The organism is Streptomyces sp. NPDC002680 (assembly GCF_042889145.1).
In the GTDB taxonomy this organism is placed as follows: Bacteria; Actinomycetota; Actinomycetes; order Streptomycetales; family Streptomycetaceae; genus Streptomyces; species Streptomyces adonidis.
The window spans coordinates 472,372-491,458 of record NZ_JBIAQP010000007.1; the positions used below are offsets into that span (position 1 = coordinate 472,372).

General features: G+C 70.8%; 16 protein-coding genes. 12 read left to right on the top strand and 4 right to left on the bottom strand.

Annotated elements, in window-relative coordinates:
- Window positions 1–38: 38 nt before the first annotated feature.
- The 3 genes from ACFYXF_RS21175 to ACFYXF_RS21185 all read right to left on the bottom strand — a co-directional run bounded on the left by ACFYXF_RS21175 (window position 39) and on the right by ACFYXF_RS21185 (window position 5,127).
- On the bottom strand, window positions 39–1,472 hold the full coding sequence (locus ACFYXF_RS21175) for a ricin-type beta-trefoil lectin domain protein (RefSeq protein WP_389351174.1): 1,434 nt from the start codon (window positions 1,470–1,472) through the stop codon (window positions 39–41).
- 125 nt (window positions 1,473–1,597) lie between these two features.
- Entirely contained in the window at window positions 1,598–3,019 is a 1,422-nt protein-coding gene (locus tag ACFYXF_RS21180) for a hydrolase (RefSeq protein ID WP_389351245.1), read from the bottom strand.
- 8 nt (window positions 3,020–3,027) lie between these two features.
- Window positions 3,028–5,127, bottom strand: coding sequence for a DUF4157 domain-containing protein (locus ACFYXF_RS21185; RefSeq protein ID WP_389351175.1), 2,100 nt, complete (start codon window positions 5,125–5,127; stop codon window positions 3,028–3,030).
- Window positions 5,128–5,416: 289 nt separating this feature from the next.
- On the opposite strand from ACFYXF_RS21185, the gene ACFYXF_RS21190 reads away from it, so the two are divergent.
- From ACFYXF_RS21190 to ACFYXF_RS21205, 4 genes are all read left to right on the top strand, one after another.
- Window positions 5,417–7,003 (top strand): phage tail sheath subtilisin-like domain-containing protein, encoded by a 1,587-nt coding sequence (locus tag ACFYXF_RS21190; protein WP_389351177.1) that lies wholly within the window; start codon window positions 5,417–5,419, stop codon window positions 7,001–7,003.
- Between the two features lie 67 nt (window positions 7,004–7,070).
- Window positions 7,071–7,514, top strand: coding sequence for a phage tail protein (locus tag ACFYXF_RS21195; RefSeq protein ID WP_235479577.1), 444 nt, complete (start codon window positions 7,071–7,073; stop codon window positions 7,512–7,514).
- Window positions 7,514–7,999: a hypothetical protein gene (locus ACFYXF_RS21200; protein ID WP_389351180.1), complete on the top strand. Its 486-nt coding sequence runs from the start codon at window positions 7,514–7,516 to the stop codon at window positions 7,997–7,999. The genes ACFYXF_RS21195 and ACFYXF_RS21200 overlap by 1 nt, the downstream gene beginning before the upstream one ends.
- Window positions 7,996–8,154 (top strand): DUF6760 family protein, encoded by a 159-nt coding sequence (locus ACFYXF_RS21205; protein WP_389351182.1) that lies wholly within the window; start codon window positions 7,996–7,998, stop codon window positions 8,152–8,154. The genes ACFYXF_RS21200 and ACFYXF_RS21205 overlap by 4 nt, the downstream gene beginning before the upstream one ends.
- A 422-nt stretch (window positions 8,155–8,576) precedes the next feature.
- Here ACFYXF_RS21205 and ACFYXF_RS21210 read toward each other — a convergent pair whose 3' ends face one another.
- A complete protein-coding gene (locus ACFYXF_RS21210; protein WP_389351184.1) occupies window positions 8,577–10,244 on the bottom strand; it encodes a hypothetical protein in 1,668 nt (555 codons plus the stop codon).
- A gap of 430 nt (window positions 10,245–10,674) precedes the next feature.
- Between ACFYXF_RS21210 and ACFYXF_RS21215 the strand changes: the two genes are divergently transcribed.
- From ACFYXF_RS21215 to ACFYXF_RS21250, 8 genes are read left to right on the top strand one after another with little or no spacing between them, the layout of a single operon-like run.
- Complete coding sequence (locus tag ACFYXF_RS21215; RefSeq protein ID WP_389351185.1) at window positions 10,675–11,226, top strand: extensin; 552 nt, start codon at window positions 10,675–10,677, stop codon at window positions 11,224–11,226.
- Between the two features lie 54 nt (window positions 11,227–11,280).
- Window positions 11,281–11,706 (top strand): phage tail protein, encoded by a 426-nt coding sequence (locus ACFYXF_RS21220; RefSeq protein ID WP_235479583.1) that lies wholly within the window; start codon window positions 11,281–11,283, stop codon window positions 11,704–11,706.
- Window positions 11,707–11,723: 17 nt separating this feature from the next.
- Complete coding sequence (locus ACFYXF_RS21225; protein WP_369030765.1) at window positions 11,724–12,446, top strand: LysM peptidoglycan-binding domain-containing protein; 723 nt, start codon at window positions 11,724–11,726, stop codon at window positions 12,444–12,446.
- Window positions 12,446–14,350: a VgrG-related protein gene (locus ACFYXF_RS21230; RefSeq protein ID WP_389351187.1), complete on the top strand. Its 1,905-nt coding sequence runs from the start codon at window positions 12,446–12,448 to the stop codon at window positions 14,348–14,350. The genes ACFYXF_RS21225 and ACFYXF_RS21230 overlap by 1 nt, the downstream gene beginning before the upstream one ends.
- 30 nt (window positions 14,351–14,380) lie before the next feature.
- Complete coding sequence (locus ACFYXF_RS21235) at window positions 14,381–14,860, top strand: GPW/gp25 family protein (RefSeq protein WP_389351189.1); 480 nt, start codon at window positions 14,381–14,383, stop codon at window positions 14,858–14,860.
- Between the two features lie 6 nt (window positions 14,861–14,866).
- On the top strand, window positions 14,867–16,828 hold the full coding sequence (locus ACFYXF_RS21240; RefSeq protein ID WP_389351191.1) for a putative baseplate assembly protein: 1,962 nt from the start codon (window positions 14,867–14,869) through the stop codon (window positions 16,826–16,828).
- A 31-nt stretch (window positions 16,829–16,859) separates the two neighbouring features.
- A complete protein-coding gene (locus ACFYXF_RS21245; protein ID WP_235479588.1) occupies window positions 16,860–17,417 on the top strand; it encodes a phage tail protein in 558 nt (185 codons plus the stop codon).
- Window positions 17,414–18,919, top strand: a complete 1,506-nt coding sequence (locus ACFYXF_RS21250; RefSeq protein ID WP_389351193.1) for an NADase-type glycan-binding domain-containing protein — start codon at window positions 17,414–17,416, stop codon at window positions 18,917–18,919. The genes ACFYXF_RS21245 and ACFYXF_RS21250 overlap by 4 nt, the downstream gene beginning before the upstream one ends.
- Window positions 18,920–19,087: the final 168 nt, after the last annotated feature.

Genomic DNA, 19,087 nt, shown 5'->3' on the forward strand with positions numbered 1-19,087 from the left:
CACCTCCCCAAAGAAGTCCAACTACCCCCAACTACCCCCTACTTCACCCGCCACTTCTGGTTCGGCGTGCCCGAGCACGTCCACAGCTGCAGCTTGGTCCCGTTGGCGGTGCCCTTGTCCTTGGCGTCCACGCATTTGTCGGCCTGCGGATTCACCAGGTCGCCCGCCGTGCTCAGCACGAACTGCTGGGCCGGGTTGCCGCTGCACCGCGCGAGCTGGATCGCCGCCCCGTCGTCCCGTGAACCGAACGCGACATCCATGCACATGCCGAGCGAGCGGACCGTACCGTCGGACCGGAAGTCCCACTTCTGGTTGGCCGTGCTCGCGCAGTCCCACAGCTGGAGTCCGGTGCCGTCCTTGCCCTTGCCGTTCTGCGCGTCGGTGACGTCGACACACCGGTTCGAGGCCTGGCCGATGATCAGGTACCCCACGACGGTGGCGGCGGCCGTCTCCTTCGGCGTGGCCTGGATGTCCGGCTCCGTGCTCGTGCCCGACCCCGACGACCCGGATCCGGAGCCCGACCCGGAACCCGATCCGGAACCGCTCCCGCTTCCGCTCCCCGAGCCCTGCTCCTGCCCCTGTCCTTGCCCCTGCCCCGGCACCGCCACCTCGGGCAGCGGCGCGGCCGAGACGGTCGACTGCACCGACGGCGCGGCCGGAGCGGACGCGCTGGCACTGGGCGGCGGGAGCGTGTTGGCGACGCCGGTCTCCGTCAACTCCGTTGCCCTGGTGGAGACCTGGGGCTTGTAGGAGATCCACAGCATCGCGAAGGTGATCGCGAGGGCGACGGCGACACCGAGGAAGGTCGCCAACCAGCGTGGCAGGAAGCCGCGTTGTACGTATGTTCCGTCGACGTCGATCGGGACGGCTCCGGAGCGTTGTACGGCCAGTTTGTACGGTCGGTCTTCCTTGCTGCCGAACCAGATGATCTGGCGGGGCTTGAGGCGTGCGTCGACGAACACCGCTCGCCCCGGCTCGACTTGGACGCTGCCGGGGTGGATGTCGTAGGACAGGTTGTCGCCGTTGTCGCTGCCGCTGATCGACGCCGTGAGTTTGGTGTTGCCCAGGTTGTCGACGGCCAGCTTCGGGCGGCCCCGGAAACGGCCCTTCACGGTCGGCGGGACGAGTTCGGCCCGTACCTCGCTGAACGGCGTGATGGTGAGGTTGCCCTCGGGGACGGTCGTCGCCTCCGGGTTCGTGGTGGGCGTGATGCGGATGGCGTACGGGTTCGGGCCCGCCGTCGCGTCCGGAGTACGGGGCGGGGCGAAGGTCAGGTCGACCGTGCCCGTCGTCCCCGGATACAGCCGTAGCGTCTGTGGCTCCACCGTCGTCCAGGGGGCGATGTGGCCCACCGGTTCGAAACGGTATTCGTCGACGACGTCACCGGTGTTGCGCAGGCGTAAGCGCACCGTGGTGCGGTCGCCCGGGTCCACGGTCGCGGAGGCGGGTTCGAGAGAGGTCCACAGCATCACCCACCGAGCCTAGGATCCCGGCCACCGGGACGTCAGGAAGCCTTCGGGCACGGATCGCTGCCCGAAGGACCCCCTGACGACACCGTGTTGACTCCCTGGAGTGCCCCCGGGAGACACGGTCCGGCTCACACGGTGAAGCGGACCGCCTCCAACTGCTTGTGCTGTTCCATGTCGCTCCCGATGTACTTCCAGTCACCGGGGTCGGTGCAGATCGCACCCAGCCAACCACCGTCCTGCACATGGGGGTTGCCGCAGACACTGCCGTCGAAGACCTGGATGGTGAAGCCTTGGAGGGGCTCGTCCGCCTCCTTGGTGCTGCCGATGTAGTTGTCGATCCCGTCAACCGCCTTCGTCCACTTGGTGCCCTCCCAGTTCTTGTACTGCCAGGCACCGCTGCCGGCCGTCCCCTTGGTGCCGGACACGGCGATGTTGAGGGCCTTGATCGGCAGATCCTTGCCCGTGGTGCCGGCCTCGGCGCCGTCGCACACCGGCTCCTGCCAGCCCTGGTCGGCGACATACGCGCGGTAGCAGATGTGCCGGCCCGCACTGCGCGCGGCCAGCCGCGTCACCGCCGTGGCGGCGGTCACCTCCGGCGCCTTCGTCTCCTTCGGCGAGCCCCCGCCCCCGCCGTCGCCACTCCCGCCTCCGGCGGCCGGGGTCTGTGACTCCTGCGGGGGCGCGCTCACGACGGGGCTCTGGGCGGCCTCCTGACTGGGCGCCACGGGCGGCGCCGTGGCCAGGGCCGTAGGACTGGGCGGCGGGAGGGTGTTGGCGGAGCCTGCTTCCGTGAACTCGGTCGCCTTGGTGGTGAATTGGGGTCTGTAGGAGATCCAGAGCATGACGAAGGTGATGGCGAGGGCAAGGAAGATGCCGAGGAAGGTCGCCAACCAGCGTGGCAGGAAGCCGCGTTGTACGTACGTCCCGTCGACCTCGATCGGGACGGCTCCGGAGCGTTGTACGGCCAGTTTGTACGGTCGGTCTTCCTTGCTGCCGAACCAGATGATCTGGCGGGGTTTGAGGCGTGCGTCGACGAACACGGCGCGTCCCGGCTCGACTTGGACGCTGCCGGGGTGGATGTCGTAGGACAGGTTGTCGCCGTTGTCGCTGCCGCTGATCGACGCCGTGAGTTTGGTGTTGCCCAGGTTGTCGACGGCCAGCTTCGGGCGGCCCCGGAAACGGCCCTTGACCGTCGGCGGGACGAGTTCGGCCCGGACCTCCGTGAAGGGGGTGATCGTCAGATTGCCCTCGGGGACGGTCGTCGCCTCCGGGTGCTCGGTCGGCGTGATGCGGATGGCGTACGGGTTCGGGCCCGCCGTCGCGTCCGGCGTACGGGGCGGGGCGAAGGTCAGGTCGACCGTGCCCGTCGTACCGGGGAAGAGGCGGAGCGTCTGCGGTTCCACCCTCGTCCAGGGGGCGATGTCGCCGACCGGTTCGAAGCGGTACTCGTCGACGACGTCACCGGTGTTGCGCAGGCGCAGCCGGACGGTCGTACTGCCGCCGGGGTCGACGGTCGCGGAGGAGGGCTCCAGGGAAGTCCAAAGGCTCACTGGGTTGTTCACGTCCCGGTTGTGTAGGTGATCTTTGCCGCCGAGAGGTCCACCGTGTTGGGGATCATCGCCTGGGGCCGCAGCAGGGCATGGAAGAGGAAGTCCATGAGGTCGGCACCGCTCATGCCCTTCATACGGGTCGCCAGCGGCGGGTTGGACTCCTCGAAGCGCATGATCTCGACCACCGCCCGGTCCACCAGACCGGGGATGATGTCGGCGCCCGCGAGGATGTTCTTGTGCAGGAGTTCGGGGTGTTTGACGATCTTCTCCGGGCCGTAGACCATCTGGTTGGCCGAGTCCGTGACCGCGAGCTGCCGGGCCAGTTGGTGCGCCTGCCGTGACTCGGTGTCCTGGATGCCCTGGAAGGCCTCCAGAGAGTTCATGAACTCGTCCTCGCTGGGCTGGGCCTTCTCGAAGGCGCGCACCGGCACGTGCTTGTCGGTGGCGTTCTTCGACTTGGAGCTGACGGGCAGGTGCGGCGTCCGGGGGTCCGCGACCAGCTTGGGGTAGTCGCGCTGGACGAGGTCGCTCAGCATGATCCAGCCCTGACTCAGCAGCCCGGACTCCTCCAGACCCAGCTCGATCCGGGCCTCGTCCTTGCCCTCGCCCTCCTGCCCCTCGGCGAAGCGGGACTTGCGGCCCGTGGTCCCCGGGTGCTCGATGTAGAAGAAGACGAAGCCGTCGTTGCCGAGCATCAACTTGTCGACGTTCATGGTGTTGTGCTGCTTGAGCGGCTCCAGCCCCTGGGCGACCCGCTCCTGGTCGAGTGTGGTCCTGGACTTGAGACGGTTGTCGCCGGATTCGTCGAGCGAGTCGATCCGGGCCTTGGGGGAGTAGTGGGCGACCACGGCCTGCCGCAACTCGGCCTCCAGCTTGGCCGATACGTCCCGTACCCAGGCCCGGCTCCGGTCGCCGATCTCCTTCGACAGGTCCCCGCGGTTCAGCTCGGACATCTCCCGGACGTAACTGAAGCCCTCCGTGGCGAAGTTGACCGTCGACTCCGGGAACTGCGCGTCCTTCCACAGGGTTCCGCGGTCGGTCATGTCCTTGTAGGGGAGACCGGGGGCGTCACGCATGTCCGTGTCGCGGGCGACCTGTCTGCCGACGACCACCAACTCGGCGTTGACGGCCTTGAGTACGTCCTCCAGGTAAGCGGTGTCCACGGGCCGCGCCTCTTCGCGCTGCTCCAGGGCCAGGACCTGGATCTCCCCCAGCTTGCCCATGCACCACTCCGGGCCGCGGCGACTGGAGTTGTCGTACTCCGCGACGAGCGCCCGCACCGGCGCCGTCACCTGGTTGACGGGCGGGGGCCCCTTCTTCAGCCAGGCGGTGAGCTTCCCGCCGGCCGACTGCTCCGGCGCGGGCTCCTCGACGGTGACCTGACCGCCGACCTTCTCCTGCCCCTTGCGCTGCACCGCGAGGCCCGGTGACGAGGCCGCGGTGCCCGAGTCGGGGGTCGTTGTCCGCTGGACCGGAGCCGGGCCGCTCATCACCTTCCGCGCGGTCTCCTCCGCCTGCCGTTCCGCCCAGTCCCCGGGGTCGGAGACCCGCAGCCCGGAGCCGTCGTCCGTGCCGGGGACGGCACCCCGGCTCTGCTGCACCACGTGCTGCAACTCATGGGCCAGGGTGTGCTTGTCCTGGCCGTCCCAGACCACATGGGAACCGGAGGTGTAGGCCTTGGCCCCGATCTCCGCCGCCGACCGCTGGGCCACGGCGTCGGTGTGCACCCGTACCCCGCTGAAGTCCTGCCCGCCGTACCGGCCCTCCATCTCGGCCCGCAGCGGTGTGTCCAGCGGACGCCCCGCGGAGCGCAACACCTCGTGCACGGCGGACCGTTGGACGTCCCGCCGGGAATCGGGCGAGCGCTGTACGTCCGTACCGTGGCCGCAGTTGCCGTCGTGCTCGTGGCGTTCCTCGGCGACGGCCCGCGCCACGGCCGCGTTGCCCGCCAGGCGCTGGAGCGTCAGCAGCCGCTGGGCCGGAGTGCCCCCGGCCGACAGGTGCGCCGGACTGTTCCGGGCCGACAGGTGCGCGGGAGTCGGCGGGGCCGTCCGCCGGGCCCGCTCCGGGCCGGTGCCACCGCCGGTCCGCGTGTCCTGTGCGCGCACGCTGCTCCTCTCCCCGCTCACCGACGCTCCCCGACCGGTGGATCTCCCGCAAAAACTGCGCGGGGACACCGGTGATCTCTCAGCCTTATCGGGGAGGGCGGGTCGGCGCGAGAGTCGCAGGGGCAAACGTACGGGCAGAGCGGACGGGATCCAGGCGCCGAGGACAGTGCGCACTGCCCCTGCGGGCAAGGGAGTTGCCCCGTGCCAGGTACCGCAGGCCGTTCCGGTGCACAGATCGCGCGCGTGAAGCTGGCAGACGTCCTGTCTCGTACCCCGAGGAGAGCAGAGCATGCCGTCCTACCTGTCGCCCGGCGTATACGTCGAGGAGGTGGCCAGCGGCTCGCGTCCGATCGAGGGAGTGGGCACCTCGGTCGCGGCCTTTGTCGGACTCGCGCCGACCGGCCCGCTGAACGAGCCGACGCTGGTGACCAACTGGACGCAGTATGTCGCTGCCTTCGGTGACTTCACCGACGGCTACTACCTCGCCCACAGCGTCTACGGCTTCTTCAACAACGGCGGCTCGGCCGCGTACGTCGTCCGGGTCGGGGGCGCGCCCGGTGGCTCCACGGGCGGCTCCACGCCCGCCAAGTCCCTTGCCGGCACGGCCGATCGGGCCGCGCTGCCGGCCGGTGAGCCGAAGCAGCTCGGCACCTTCAGCGTCACCGCGATCGCGGGCGGCTCGCTGAGCGTCGAGGTCGCCGACCCGGAGGGCGAGGGCCCCGCCGAGCGGTTCAAGCTGATCGTCAAGGACGGGGACAAGCCCGTCGAGACGTTCGACGTGACCGCCAAGAAGGGCGGCCGCAACTACGTCGTCACACAGGTGAAGGAGCGCTCCAAGCTCATCACCGTGCAGGAGTCGGCGCCCGCCGCGCAGCTCGTCCGTCCCGACAACCAGACCGTGGCGCTCGCCGCCCCGGCCGCCCCCGCCCCGGTCGTCCCGGCGGCGGCCGAGGACGAGGGCGCGCACGCCGGCCCCGCCGAGTACCTCGGCGACTCCGCCGACCGCACCGGCTTCGGCGGCCTGGAGGCCGTCGACGAGATCTCGATGGTCGCGGTGCCCGACCTGATGGCGGCCTACCAGCGCGGCGCGATCGACCTGGAGGCGGTGAAGGCGGTCCAACTCGGGCTGATCGCCCACTGCGAGCTGATGGGCGACCGCGTCGCGGTCATCGACCCGCCGCCCGGTCTGAACGCCCGTCAGGTCCGGGTCTGGCGCCAGGAGACGGCCGGCTACGACTCCAAGTACGCGGCCCTGTACTACCCCTGGATCAAGGCCTTCGACCCGGCCACCGGCCAGGCCCGCATGATTCCGCCGAGCGGCCACATCGCCGGCATCTGGGCCCGCAACGACTCCGAGCGCGGTGTGCACAAGGCGCCCGCCAACGAGGTCGTGCGCGGCGCGGTGGACCTGGAGATCCAGATCACCCGGGGCGAGCAGGACCTGCTCAACCCCATCGGCGTCAACTGCATCCGCGCCTTCCCCGGCCGGGGCATCCGCGTCTGGGGTGCCCGCACGATGTCCTCCGACCCGGCCTGGCGCTACCTCAACGTGCGGCGCTACTTCAACTACCTGGAGGAGTCGATCCTGATCGGCACCCAGTGGGTGGTCTTCGAGCCGAACGACCACCAGCTGTGGGCCCGGATCCGGCGCAACGTCTCCGCGTTCCTCGTCAACGAGTGGCGCAGTGGCGCACTCTTCGGCCAGCGGCCGGAGGAGGCGTACTACGTCAAGTGCGACGAGGAGACCAACCCGCCGGAGTCGGTCGACCTCGGCCGGGTCGTCTGCGAGATCGGCATCGCGCCGGTCAAGCCCGCCGAGTTCGTGATCTTCCGGCTGGCCCAGTTCTCGGGCGGCAGCGGGGAGTTGGAGGAGTAGGCCGGTCCCTGGCCCAGCAGTCAAGTCCCCCTGAAACACCGAGAATTGAGAGAGTCAAGAGAGCCAGATGAGTCTTCAGCCGGGTGACGCCCTCACCTCACACAATTTCGGCCTGCAGATCGACGGCGTGATGGTCGAGTACCTCGCCGAGGTCAGCGGCCTCAGCATCGAGCAGGACGTCATCGAGTACCAGCAGGTCTCCGCCCAGGGCAAGCCCGTCACCAAGAAGCTGCCGGGTGTGAAGAAGGCGGGCACCTGCACGGTCGTCCGCGGTATGACCCAGTCCTCGGCCTTCAACCAGTGGATCACCGAGTCGGTCGCCGGTCAGATGGGCACGGCCCGCAAGAACGCCACGATCATGGTGATGGACTACCAGAACAACCCGGTCAAGCGTTACAACATGCGCAACGCCTGGTGCAGCAAGATCGACACCAGCACGGTGAAGGCCGGCGAGGCGTCCGCGCTGCAGGAGACGGTCACGATCACGTTCGAAGAACTGGTCATCGAGTAATGCGTCGTACGGCACCCAGGCCGGCCGGGGTGGCGCTCGCCGACTCCGGTCCGGCCTCCCTCGGGGCGGAGGCGGCACCGGCGGCCGAACAGGTGGTGGCCGCCGCTCCCCAACGGCTGCGCACCGAGTTCGAGTTCGAGCTGCCGCGCGGCTACGTCGACGAGGCCGGCACGGTGCATCGCGACGGTGTGATGCGGCTGGCCACGGCCCGGGACGAGCTGATCCCCCTGCGGGACATGCGCGTCCAGGAGAACCCGGCGTATCTGTCGGTGGTCCTGCTCGGCCGGGTCATCACCCGGCTCGGCTCGCTGCCACTCGTCCACGACGGCGTGGTGGAGAACATGTTCGCCTCCGACCTCGCCTTCCTCCAGGACTTCTACCGGCAGATCAACGCCGAGGGACACACCCGCGCCGGGGTCACCTGCCCGCACTGCGAGCAGCCCTTCGAGGTCGAACTCGGCGGGAGCCGCCTGGGGGAATCGTGACGTACGCGACCGACCGGCTGTACGAGGAGATCGCGTACGTCGCCTACCACTTCCACTGGAGCATGGACGAGATCCTCGACCTCGAACACCGCGACCGGCGCCGTTACACGGACCAGATCGCGGCCCTGGTCACGCGCGCAGCGGGCGGGGGGTGAGGCGTGGGCATCGTCGGGCGGTTGAGGTCACGTCGTCGGGGAGCCGCAAGTTCCCTCCCTGAGGGAGGAGTTGACGGCGGGAACGAGCCCGGGGCCGGGGATGTGCTGTCCGGTTCCGGGGCTCGTGTTCCGTCGGCCGGGTGGTCCGCGCTGCCGCCGATACAGCGCGCGACCACCGTCGGCCGGACAGGCGTCGCCGACCCCGGCTTCTCCGCCCGGCTCACGACCTGGCAGAACCCCTCCTTCACCGGAACCCTCTCCCACGCCGTCCTCGACGACGCGCCGAGCGGCCTGGTGAAGGGGGCGCTCGTCGAGTCGCGCGGTCCGGGCACGGGCCTTGAACTGCCTTCACTGTCACTGCCGTTGGCGATGGCGGAGGCAGAGGAGCAGACGGTTGGTGGGCCGGCGGGTGCTGCCTCCGTTCAGCGGGTGATGTTTCCGGGGGTGGTCGCCAGGGCGGCGGGGCCTCGGGTTGTACCGGTGGTGGGGCGCTCGGGGGACGGGTCGTCGTCTTCGGGGGCGGGGGCGTCCTCCGGCGCGGGCTCGGCCGCGGGAGCGGCTGCCGCTGTGGCGGCGGTGCCGGTTGTCGGGCAACGGCCCGTTGCGAGGGCTGTGCCGGCTGTCCAGTGGCGTCCGGCTGCCGGGGCGGTGCCCGTCTCGGCGGGGGCGCTGCCTGTTGCCGATGGGGGGTCTTCTGCGGGTACGGGTAGGGCCGGTTCCGGGGTCTCCTCCGTTGCCGTGTCCTCGTCCGTGGCCGGTGCTGTGCCGCTGACCAGGGTTTCCGGTGCGCCGGTGGTACAGCGGCGGAGCCTGCCGGTGGCGAGGAAGCAGGCTGCGGGGGCGCCCATGGGGAGTTCCGGGGGCGGTACGGGTGCTGGTGCTCCGGAGGTTCCGGTTGCCGTTCCCGTGTCTCGGGGTGTCGTCCCGGGGCCTTCGGCCGGCGTCTCGACCTCTGTGGATTCGGTCGCGCCGGATGTCACTTCGGCGGCGGCCGCTTCTCCTGTACGTCCGACTGCGGCTTCCCCGGGTTCGGGTGCCGCGTCGGTCCAGTTGGCCCCCGGGGCGTCTGGGGCGGCGGCTGCTGTGTCGGCGCGGCCGGTCGATGCTCCGGCTGCGGTGCAGAGGGCTGCTGTTCCGGCGGGGTCAACTGCTGTTCCGGTAAGGCCTGTTGCCACGCCGTCCGGTTCCGGTTCCGGGTCCGGTTCCGTTTCTCCGGGGTCGGCGACCACATCTGCGGGGCGTTCCGCCGCGACCTCGTCGGGACCGGCGTCCGAGCCCTCCTCGGTATCGAACGCGGCCGTTGTACAGACGTCGACCCGCGCTGCCGAAAGGCCGGTTGACGTATCCCAGGGCTCCGCGCCGAACGCCCGGGTGCCCGTGCCGGTTACGCCGCCGGTGGCGCAGAGGGCTGCCGGTCCGGCGGGGCCAACCGCCGCTCCGGTAGGCCCGGTTGCCGTGCCGCCAAGCCCCGGATCCGCTCCTGCGGGAACGTCGACGACTCCTGCCGTCGCGCGGGGCATCGCGCCGGCACGTCCCGTCGTCGCCGCGTCGGCGAGCCCAAGTGCCTTATCTCCGGGACCGGTTGGGCCCTCCGCGGCACCTGACTCGGCCCCTGTGCAACGAGCCGCCGCCTCGACGGGGTCGGCGAGCACCCCTGCGATCCCGGCCGCCACCCCCGCGCCCTCCGCCAGCACCACACGAGCCGCCAACTCACCCTCTCCGGCGCGCACTTCCGCCGCCCGGGCAACAGACCCCACGGCACCCAGCACCCAGCGCGTCGCCGTGCCCAGCGGCACCCGCAGCGCGCCCCCGGCTTCAGCCCAGACGCAGACACCGCACCCCACCGCCCCCACGAACCCGGCGGCGACCTTCACCCCCGCACCGCACCCCCAGACCAGGCCCCTGGCAGGACTGGCCGCCCCGATCCAGCGAACCCCCGCCGCCGAGCCCCGAAGCGCGCCCCAGCCCACGCCCACCACCCCGGCATCGCCCGCGCCCCGCCGCCGTACCTCCCTGGGAGCACCGCTCACCGCACCGCCCACAGACGCGACCCCCTTGGCGAGGCGTGCCCAACCGACGGCCCCCGGCATCCCCGGATCCAGCGCAGGTGTTCCCGCGGTGCCGATACAGACACCGACACCGACCCCGATACCCGTACCCGGAGCGCCAATTCAGCGTGCCGTCACCACACCTCCGGCACCCTCGATCCCCGTACCGGCCAAGCCAGTTGAAGCACCCGGCACAAACAATGCACCTGCGCCGGCCCCGATGCCCGTACCCGGAGCGGCCGTTCAGCGTGCCGTCACCACACCTCCAGCACCCTCGATCCCCGCACCGCCCAAGGCAGTTGAAGCACCCGGCATCAACAATGCCCCCACGTCAGCCCTCCCCACCCCGAACGAAGCCCCCGCGCATCCCGTACCCCCAGCACCCCCCACCCGCCCCGCCGCCGTACGCCCAGCCCCGCCCCGAATCCAGCGCGCCCTCTCCTCCGCCCACCCCCTGACCACGACGGTCCCCGTGCCGTCCCCCGTCGCGACAGGAGCCCCGCAGACTCTCCCCGTCGCCCCCAAGGCCGTACCCCTGAGGCGCCCCGCGCCCACCACCGCATCCACCCCCGGGCACCCGACCGCCACCCCCGTCGGACACGCCCCCGTGCCCCTGCCGCCGCCCCCGGTCGCGCACGGCACCGCCGGCAGCAGTACCCCCGTACAGCGAACGCACGCCACTCCACCGACCCCGCCGCGCCCACCGATCACCAGCAGCGCGCCAGCACCGACCCCCGTACCCGCAGCCGTCCGCATCCAGCGCATGGCCGCACCCCGGAACACCCCCAAGACAGCCCCGCCACCGCCACCGCCCCCGCCACCCACAGCCCGAACCCAGTCCCGGTCCCAGACCCAACCCCAGGCGCAGCCCAACCCCCCGCCCCCCTTCGACGCGAAGGACCTGGACGACCACCAGCTCGACGAACTCACCCACCGGCTGATCGACAGGGTCACCCGCAAGGTCCGTACCGAACTGCGTCTCGATCGTGAGCGCATCGGAAAGCTGCGCGACCCCCGTCACTGACTGACACCCACCTCCCTCAACTCCCGCCGACGACCAGCCCGTTGAAAGGCCCCCATGTCCACCGATACCGACCCGGGCTCCACGATCTTCTTCACCCTCACCATCGACGGCGAGAGCCTCGGTTACTTCAACGGGTGCGAGGGCCTGTCGTCCGCGGTGGAGATCGAGCACCACCAGGAGGGCGGCAACAACGGGTTCGTGTGGGCGCTTCCGTCGCGGGTGACGTTCTCGAACATCCGGCTGACCCGGCCGTTGACGCCGGACACCTCCAAGGTCGCCGCCTGGATCTCCAGTGTGACCACGGGAGTTACCCGGCCCACCGCCCAGATCGCCGCGCTGCGCGCCGACGGTTCGGAGGTGGCGCGCTGGGGGCTGATCGACGTACTGCCCGTGAGCTGGCAGGGCCCCTCCCTGGACCCCGCCAACCCGAGCGTGGCCACGGAGGTCCTGGAGATCACCCACCACGGCTTCACGGACTGAGAAGGGCGGCGAAAGACATGGCAAAGGGAAGCAAGGGTGCCGGGAAGAGCCTGGTGCGGGCCACGTTGGCCATTCACGAGCCGCCGATCGGCTACAGCACCACACCCGGCGGGCTCATCAAGAACTTCAGTTTCGACTTCAACCCCTCCCAACTCTCCCTCAGCCGGCGTGCTCAGTGGAAGACCACTCCGACCGCGGCCGTCCGGGACGGTTCGCTGCCGGAGTTCCTGGGGCCGTTGCCGCGCGAGATGACCGTCGAGATCTTCCTCGACTCCTCCGACGAGCCGAGCAGCAACAGCGTGCTGAAGAAGGTCGAGGCGCTGTTCTCCTGCTGTGAGACGACCGCGAAGAGCATCGCCGCGAATCAGTCGTCGACGCCCTGGGTCGTGTTCGAGTGGGGGTCGTTCTCCACCGCTCGGTTCACCGCGTACGTCAGTTCCGTGGATGCGACGTACACCCTCTTCGGGACGACCGGTGTGCCCATCCGGGCGACCTGTCAGGTGCATCTGCACGAGATCCCCAGCCAGACCAAGGGGCAGAACCCGACGTCGGGCGCGCTCACCGCGCAGCGCGTGCACCGGGTCGTCGCCGGGGACTCGCTGCAGTCGCTGGCCTGGCGGGAGTACGGGGACGCGAGCGCCTGGCGGGCCATCGCCCAGCTGAACGGCATCGACGACCCGAACCGGCTGCCGAACGGCCTCGAACTGATCCTGCCGGCCGCCGAGGAGGTGGGCGCCTGATGGTCCAGATCGCCTTCTCCAGCCTCATGAGCGTCAAGATCGGCGGCGCCAAACTGCCCGACGATCTCGCCTCTCTTCTCGTCGGTGGGTGGGTCGACCTCGGCGCCGGTGTGCCCGGGGCCTTCCGGCTCACCTTCCGCGACCCCTACCACCTCGTCCTCGGCAAGCTCGGCGTCGACTTCGGAACTCCCGTGGTCCTGGCGCCCGTTGCGGCCGGGAAGGGCGCCGCCGACCCGTTGATCACGGGCGAGGTCACCGGTATGGAGACCGACTACGACGGCACCGGCACCTTCACCGTGATCCGCGGCTACGACCCCGGGCACCGGCTGATGCGGCAGCGCCGAGTGGCCGCCTACCGCAACCAGACCGCCTCCGACATCGCCCGAAAGGTCGTCGCCACGGCGGGAGTTCAGGTCGGGAGGATCCAGGCCACCAAGACCGTCTACGAGTTCATCAGTCAGGCCAACATCACCGACTGGGACTTCCTCGCGCGGCTCGCCGACGAGAACGAGATGGTCATGTCCCTTGACGAAAAAGGGAAGTTCCAGTTTCTTACGCCTGACCCGGCGTCGGGCGCGCCGCCGGTCAGCACCCCCGGTGAGAAGAGCCCGTTCGTGCTGGAGGCCGGTACGGACGTCCTGCGCTGCCGGGCCGCCGTCACCTCCGCCGACCAGATCGCCAAGGTCGAGGCGCGCGGCTGGGACGTGACGACGAAGAAGAAGCTCACCGCGACCTCGCCCGCCGCCACCACCCCGCTCATCGGCATCGGCACCACCCCGAAGAAGGCCTCCGCGCCCTTCAAGGCGGGCGTGCTCGTCGAGACGGACACGCCCTACGACCGTCAGTCCGAGGTCAAGTTCGCGGCCGGCGCCCTCGCCGACGACGTCACCTCCTCCTTCGCCGAGTTGGAGGTCACCGTGCGGGGGAATCCGAAACTGCGCCCCGGGGTTCCGGTGACCCTGGCCGACGTCGGCAAGCCCTTCGAGGGCAAGTACACCTGCACCTCCGTACGGCACGTCTTCGGCGACGGCGACCACTACGAGACCCTGGTGACGGTCAGCGGACGCCAGTGGCGCTCCCTGTTCGGCCTCGCCTCCGGCGGCGCCGCGACCACCGCACCCCGGCTGCCCGGCGTGGCCAACGCGCTGGTCACCGACGTACAGGACCCCTTGAAACAAGGGCGGGTGAAGCTTCAGTTCCCGTGGCTGGACGACGCGTACGTGAGCGACTGGACGCGGGTCGTGCAACTGGGCGGGAAGGGCGGGGGCGGGATCTTTCCGCTCGATGTCGGTGACGAGGTGCTGGTCGCCTTCGACCGAGGGGCACTCGACCATCCCTTCGTCGTCGGCGGGCTCTACAACGGGCGGGACAAGCCGACCGTCGTCAAGGACGTGTGGCTGCACGACCCGCTCAAGAAGAAGGCCATCCGGCACACCCTGTCCGACCGGGAGGGCAACCGGGTCGACCTGCTCAGCCAGCAGACCGGCGCCCGCAAGCAGGGCGTGCGCATCGCCAGTGGCAACGACCGGCTGACCATCAACCTCGACCGCACCAAGACCGAGATCACCGTGGACAGCAAGGGAGCCGTCAGCATCAGCGGCGGCACCTCGGTGTCCGTGGAGGCCGGTACCGATCTGACGCTGAGCGCCCGCCGGGCCATCAACATCAGGAGCGGCGGCATCCTCAACCTTCAGGGCAGCGGCATCGTCAGTCTCAAGTCGCTTGCCGGCGCGGTCAACGTGGACGCGCTCGGCGCCCTCAGCCTCAAGGCGGCCGGCGCCGCGACCATCAGTACGGCCGGCACCGTCCAGATCAACTCCGTTGCCAATGTGGGCATTCGGGCCGTCTCCGTCATGCTCAACGGCCTGGTGATGGTCAACAACAAGCCGTACCCGATCCCGTAGGTCCGATCTCGTAAGGCAGGTGGGCCTGAGATGGCCGAGCAGTTCGTCGGTTCCGGGTGGGCGTTCCCGTTGCGCATCGGGCCCACCGGGGGCATCGCCCTCGTCAGCGGGGAGCGGGAGGTCGAGGAGGCCATCCGGCTCGTCCTCGCCACCGCGCCCGGGGAACGCCCGATGCGGCCCGAATTCGGCTGCGCCATCCACGACTTGGTGTTCGCGCCGGTCAACGAGGCCACCGCCGGGCGGATCCAGCACGAGGTGTACTCCAGCCTCGACCGCTGGGAGCCGCGCATCGAGGTCGACGACGTCGAGGTGACCGCCGGCGCCGAACAGGGCGTGCTGTTCATCGACGTCCGCTACTCGATCCGGGGCACCAACAACCCGCGCAGCCTTGTCTTCCCCTTCTACGTCATCCCCTCCCACGAGGAGCCCGACGCGTCCGGTGGCCCCGGTGGCCCCGGTGGCCCCGGTGGCTCCGGCGATCTGGGCAACTCCTTTGAAAGCGACCGCTGATCACCGATGGCCCTGCCTTCCCCGAACCTCGACGACCGCCGCTTCCAGCAGTTCGTCGACGACGCCAAGCGTTACATCCAGCAGCGCGCCCCGGAGTGGACCGACCACAACGTCTCCGACCCCGGAGTCACCCTCGTGGAGACGGTCGCGCACATGGCGGACCAGATCGTCTACCGCCTCAACCGTGTCCCGGAGAAGAACCACCTCGCCTTCCTCGACCTCGTCGGCATCACCCTCTTCCCGCCCTCGGCGGCCCGCACGGACGTGACCTTCTGGCTGTCGGCGCCCCAGGAGGAGACCGTGCTGCTGCCGTCCGGCACCGAGGCGGCCACGCTCCGCACCGAGAGCGAGGAGGCCGTCGTCTTCGCGACGGAACGCGAACTCGCCATCGTGCCCTGCGAATTGGGACACCTGGTCGTGCAGAACAACGGCGTGCCCGTCGCCGACCGGACCGCCGACCTCACCGAGGGCAAGGACGTGCTGTGCTTCGCCGAGGCCCCGAGCCCCGGCGACTGCATGCTGTTCGGGCTCAGCGCGGCCGTACCGCACTGCGCGATCGCCCTCGACCTCGACAGCCGTGTCGACGGCGTCGGCGTCGACCCGCGCCAGCCGCCGCTGCTGTGGGAGGCGTGGACCGAGGACGGCTGGGCGGCCTGCGAGGTCGACCGCGACGGCACCGGCGGCCTCAACCGCCCCGGCGAGGTCATCCTGCACATCCCCGGCGGCCACACCCTCTCCCGCACCGGCGGCCGGGAGGCCGGCTGGCTGCGCTGCCGGGTCACCGAACCCCTCAAGAACCAGCCCTTCTACACCACTTCACCGACCATCCGGTCCGCCGAGGCCTTCACCATGGGCGGCACCACCCGCGCCATCCACGCGGACACCGTGTACGACGAGGCCCTCGGCGAGTCCACAGGCCTGCCAGGACAGCGCCTCCGCCTGGCCAACGCGCCCGTCGTCGGCGACGACCCGCCCCTGCTCCTCCAGTCCGCAGCAGGGCCGGAAGGCTGGACGGACTGGCAGGTCGTCCCGCACTTCTCCGCCTCCGCCCCCGACGACCGCCATCTCACCCTGGACGCCGCGACCGGCGAGATCGCCTTCGGCCCCGCCGTCCGCGAACCCGACGGCACCCTGCGCCAGTACGGAGCCGTCCCGCCCAAGGGCGCGGTCCTGCGCGCCCACCGTTACCGCACCGGCGGCGGCAGAGCGGGCAACGTCGCCCGGGGCGCCGTACAGGTGCTGCGCAGCTCGATCCCGTACGTCTCCGAGGTGATCAACCGGGAGGCCGCGCGGGGTGGCGTCGACGGCGAGACCGTCGAGGAGGCGAAGGTCCGGGCGCCGATCACCCTGCGCGCCCAGGAACGCGCGGTCACCCTCCGGGACTACGAGGAACTGGCCCGCCGCGCCGCCCCGGAGACCGCCCGCATCACCTGCCTGGAGGGGGAGGAGAGCGAGCACGGGGCCTATGCGGTACGGGTGTTGGTCGTGCCGCAGGCGGTCCCGGACCCCGGCGGACGTCTGCGCTTCGAGCAACTGGTGCCCGGCGACGCCCTGTTGCAGCGCATCACCCGCCACCTCGACGAACGACGCCTGATCGGGACGCGGTTGGCGGTGGGCCCGCCCTTCTACCAGGGCGTCACGGTGGTCGCGACGGTGCACGCCTTCCGAGGCGTCGACACGGACCGGGTACGGCGGCAGGCGCACGACGCCCTCTACCGCCACCTCGACCCGCTCACCGGCGGCACCGACGGCAAGGGCTGGCCCTTCGGACGTCCCGTGCAGTCCGGCGAGGTCTTCGCGGTCCTGCAACGCGTACCCGGCGTCGAGCTGGTCGACGAGGTGCAGCTGCACCCGGCCGACCCGCTCACCGGCAAGCGCGGCGAGGCGACGAACCGGATCGATCTCGCCCCGCCGTCCCTGGTGTTCTCCTTCGACCACCGGGTGCGTGTGATCGGGGACGGCGCATGAGGCTCACCAACTGCGGCTCGGGGAGGACCCGTTGAGAGGTTCGATCGACGGACTCGGCTCCTCGGCGCCCATCGGCGCGATGCTCCCGGCGGTCTTCGCCGACGACGATCTGGCGCAACGCTTCGTCGGCGGCCTGGACGACGTCATCGCCCCGATCCACAACGCCCTGGACTGCATGGACTCCTACTTCACGCCGTCCCTCGCCCCGCTCGACTTCACCACCTGGCTTGGCGGCTGGGTCGGCGCCGAGATCGACGGCACCGAACCGGAGGACCGGCTGCGCGCGGCCGTCGCCGCCGCCGCGTATCTGCACCGGATCCGCGGCACCGTCCGAGGCCTGTCCGAGGCCGTACGGCTCGCCTTCGGCGTGACCCCGGAGATCACCGAGAGCGGCGCCGCCACCTGGCACGCCCGCCCCCTCGGCCCCGTCCCCGGCGACCCTCGCCCCCATCTGCGGGTCACCCTGCGGCTGCCCGACCCGACACCCGCGGACGAACACCGGCTCGACAGCCTCGTGGCCGCGGCCCGACCCGCCCACATGCCCTACACGGTCAAGGTGACCGCCGCCGAAAGGACCCCGGAGAGATGACCAGCCAGAGCTGCGCCGAATGCGGAACACGGGCGGAGCCCGGCCAGTCCTTCTGCGACGCCTGCGGGGCGGTGCTGAGCTGGTCGGAACGGGAGAGCGCGCCCCGGGGCGGCGCCGATCCGGTACCCGTTCCGGCGGGGGAGCCCGCGAGTACGGCGGGTACGGCGGGTACGCGTCGCGAGGAGACCCGGCCGGTGAGCAGCGGGGCGTCCACGGCCCCCGCACCCGGTCGGGACGCGTTCGCCCGCCAGGGGTCGGCCCGGATGGAGGAGGATCCGGAGCGGTCGGAGGAACGGCTGGAGCGGCTGGGCGAACGCCTGGAGCGGCTGGACGAACGGCTGGACGAACGGTTGGACCAGCGGATCGGTGAACGTACGGAGGGGCGGCCGGAGCGGCTGGGTGAACGGCTGGATCAGCGGATCGGTGAACGCCCGGACGAGCGGCCGGAGCGGCTGGATGAACGGCTCGGCGAAGGCCCGGACGAGTGGCCGGAGGCTCCGGCGGGCGCCGACGACGACACCCTGTCCCAGCCCGCTGTGACCGCTGCGCCTGCTGTGCCCGCCGGGGACCCAGCCCCCGCGCCGGGCGCTCCGGACGATACGGCGGCCCGCGTCAGGTCCCTCCTCGTGCCGGTGTCCGACCCCGAACCCCGGGCCGCCCCGGAGCCGTCCGTCGCGCCGGTGCTGCCCGGCCTTCCGGTGGCCGACCGGCCGCAGGTCCGTGCACCGGGCCGGGATCCCGGCGTACAGGGGGGCCTGCCGTGCCCCTGGTGCGCCACCCCGAACATGCCCGACCGGCACTTCTGCGGTCGCTGCGCCATGCCCATGTCGGGCCATGGCCCCGACCAGCCCGCTCTGCGGCGGCCGTGGTGGCGTCGGCTGCTCGACCTGCGTAACGGTGAGACGCCGTGGGCGGGGGACCGGCCGCGACTGCGTCGGGGGCTTGGGCGCGTCCTGAACTGGGTGGTCGGTGCGCTGGTGCTGACTCTGGTGATCGTGGCGGTCATGAACGTCGGCGACGCGGTGAACGGCGTACGCGACCACTTTGCCAAGCGGGCGCCGGTGGACCCGGACAAGGTGACCGCCTCGCGTTCCTACCCGGGCCACAAGCCCGAACTGCTCTTCGACAAGCGGAGCAACACCTGGTGGGGTCCCGGGGTCGCCCAGTCGGGTGAGGGGGAGTGGATCGAGGTGCGCTTCACCGAGCCGACCCGGTTGCTGGACGTCATGATCACTCCCGGTGTCTCGGCGCGGGCCGAGACGATCACCGAGTCGGCGCTGCCGAAGCGGATCGATGCCGAGATCACCATGGCCGACGGGACGAAGACGACGCGTGTCCTCACGCTCGACCAGGGCGCGGGGCCGCAGAGCCGGGCGTTTCGTGTCGGGTCGGTGAGTGCGGTGCGGTTCGTACTCCGCTCGGCGCATGCGGCGTCCGCCGAGAAGCAGGTGGCCATCGCGGAGATCGAGTTCTTCGGGCGCTCCAACGCGAGCGGGTCGTAGGCGTCCGGCGAAACGCAGTTTCTCGCCCCCGCCGCCCCTACCCATTCCCATCCCTGGGGGCTGCGCCCCCAGACCCCCTTTGTCCTCAAACGCCGGACGGGCTGACTATCCAGCCCGTCCGGCGTTTGAGGACGAGGCCGTTCAGGCCGACAGCGGGGGTCTGGGGGC

What these genes read in the sequence shown, in the direction of transcription:
- ACFYXF_RS21190 (WP_389351177.1), top strand. Translation starts at nt 5,417, where the DNA reads ATGCCGTCCTACCTGTCGCCCGGCGTATACGTCGAGGAGGTGGCCAGC.
- ACFYXF_RS21200 (WP_389351180.1), top strand. Translation starts at nt 7,514, where the DNA reads ATGCGTCGTACGGCACCCAGGCCGGCCGGGGTGGCGCTCGCCGACTCC.
- ACFYXF_RS21235 (WP_389351189.1), top strand. Translation starts at nt 14,381, where the DNA reads ATGGCCGAGCAGTTCGTCGGTTCCGGGTGGGCGTTCCCGTTGCGCATC.
- ACFYXF_RS21250 (WP_389351193.1), top strand. Translation starts at nt 17,414, where the DNA reads ATGACCAGCCAGAGCTGCGCCGAATGCGGAACACGGGCGGAGCCCGGC.
- ACFYXF_RS21225 (WP_369030765.1), top strand. Translation starts at nt 11,724, where the DNA reads ATGGCAAAGGGAAGCAAGGGTGCCGGGAAGAGCCTGGTGCGGGCCACG.
- ACFYXF_RS21240 (WP_389351191.1), top strand. Translation starts at nt 14,867, where the DNA reads ATGGCCCTGCCTTCCCCGAACCTCGACGACCGCCGCTTCCAGCAGTTC.
- ACFYXF_RS21220 (WP_235479583.1), top strand. Translation starts at nt 11,281, where the DNA reads ATGTCCACCGATACCGACCCGGGCTCCACGATCTTCTTCACCCTCACC.
- ACFYXF_RS21210 (WP_389351184.1), bottom strand. Translation starts at nt 10,244, where the DNA reads ATGCCGGGGGCCGTCGGTTGGGCACGCCTCGCCAAGGGGGTCGCGTCT.
- ACFYXF_RS21195 (WP_235479577.1), top strand. Translation starts at nt 7,071, where the DNA reads ATGAGTCTTCAGCCGGGTGACGCCCTCACCTCACACAATTTCGGCCTG.
- ACFYXF_RS21230 (WP_389351187.1), top strand. Translation starts at nt 12,446, where the DNA reads ATGGTCCAGATCGCCTTCTCCAGCCTCATGAGCGTCAAGATCGGCGGC.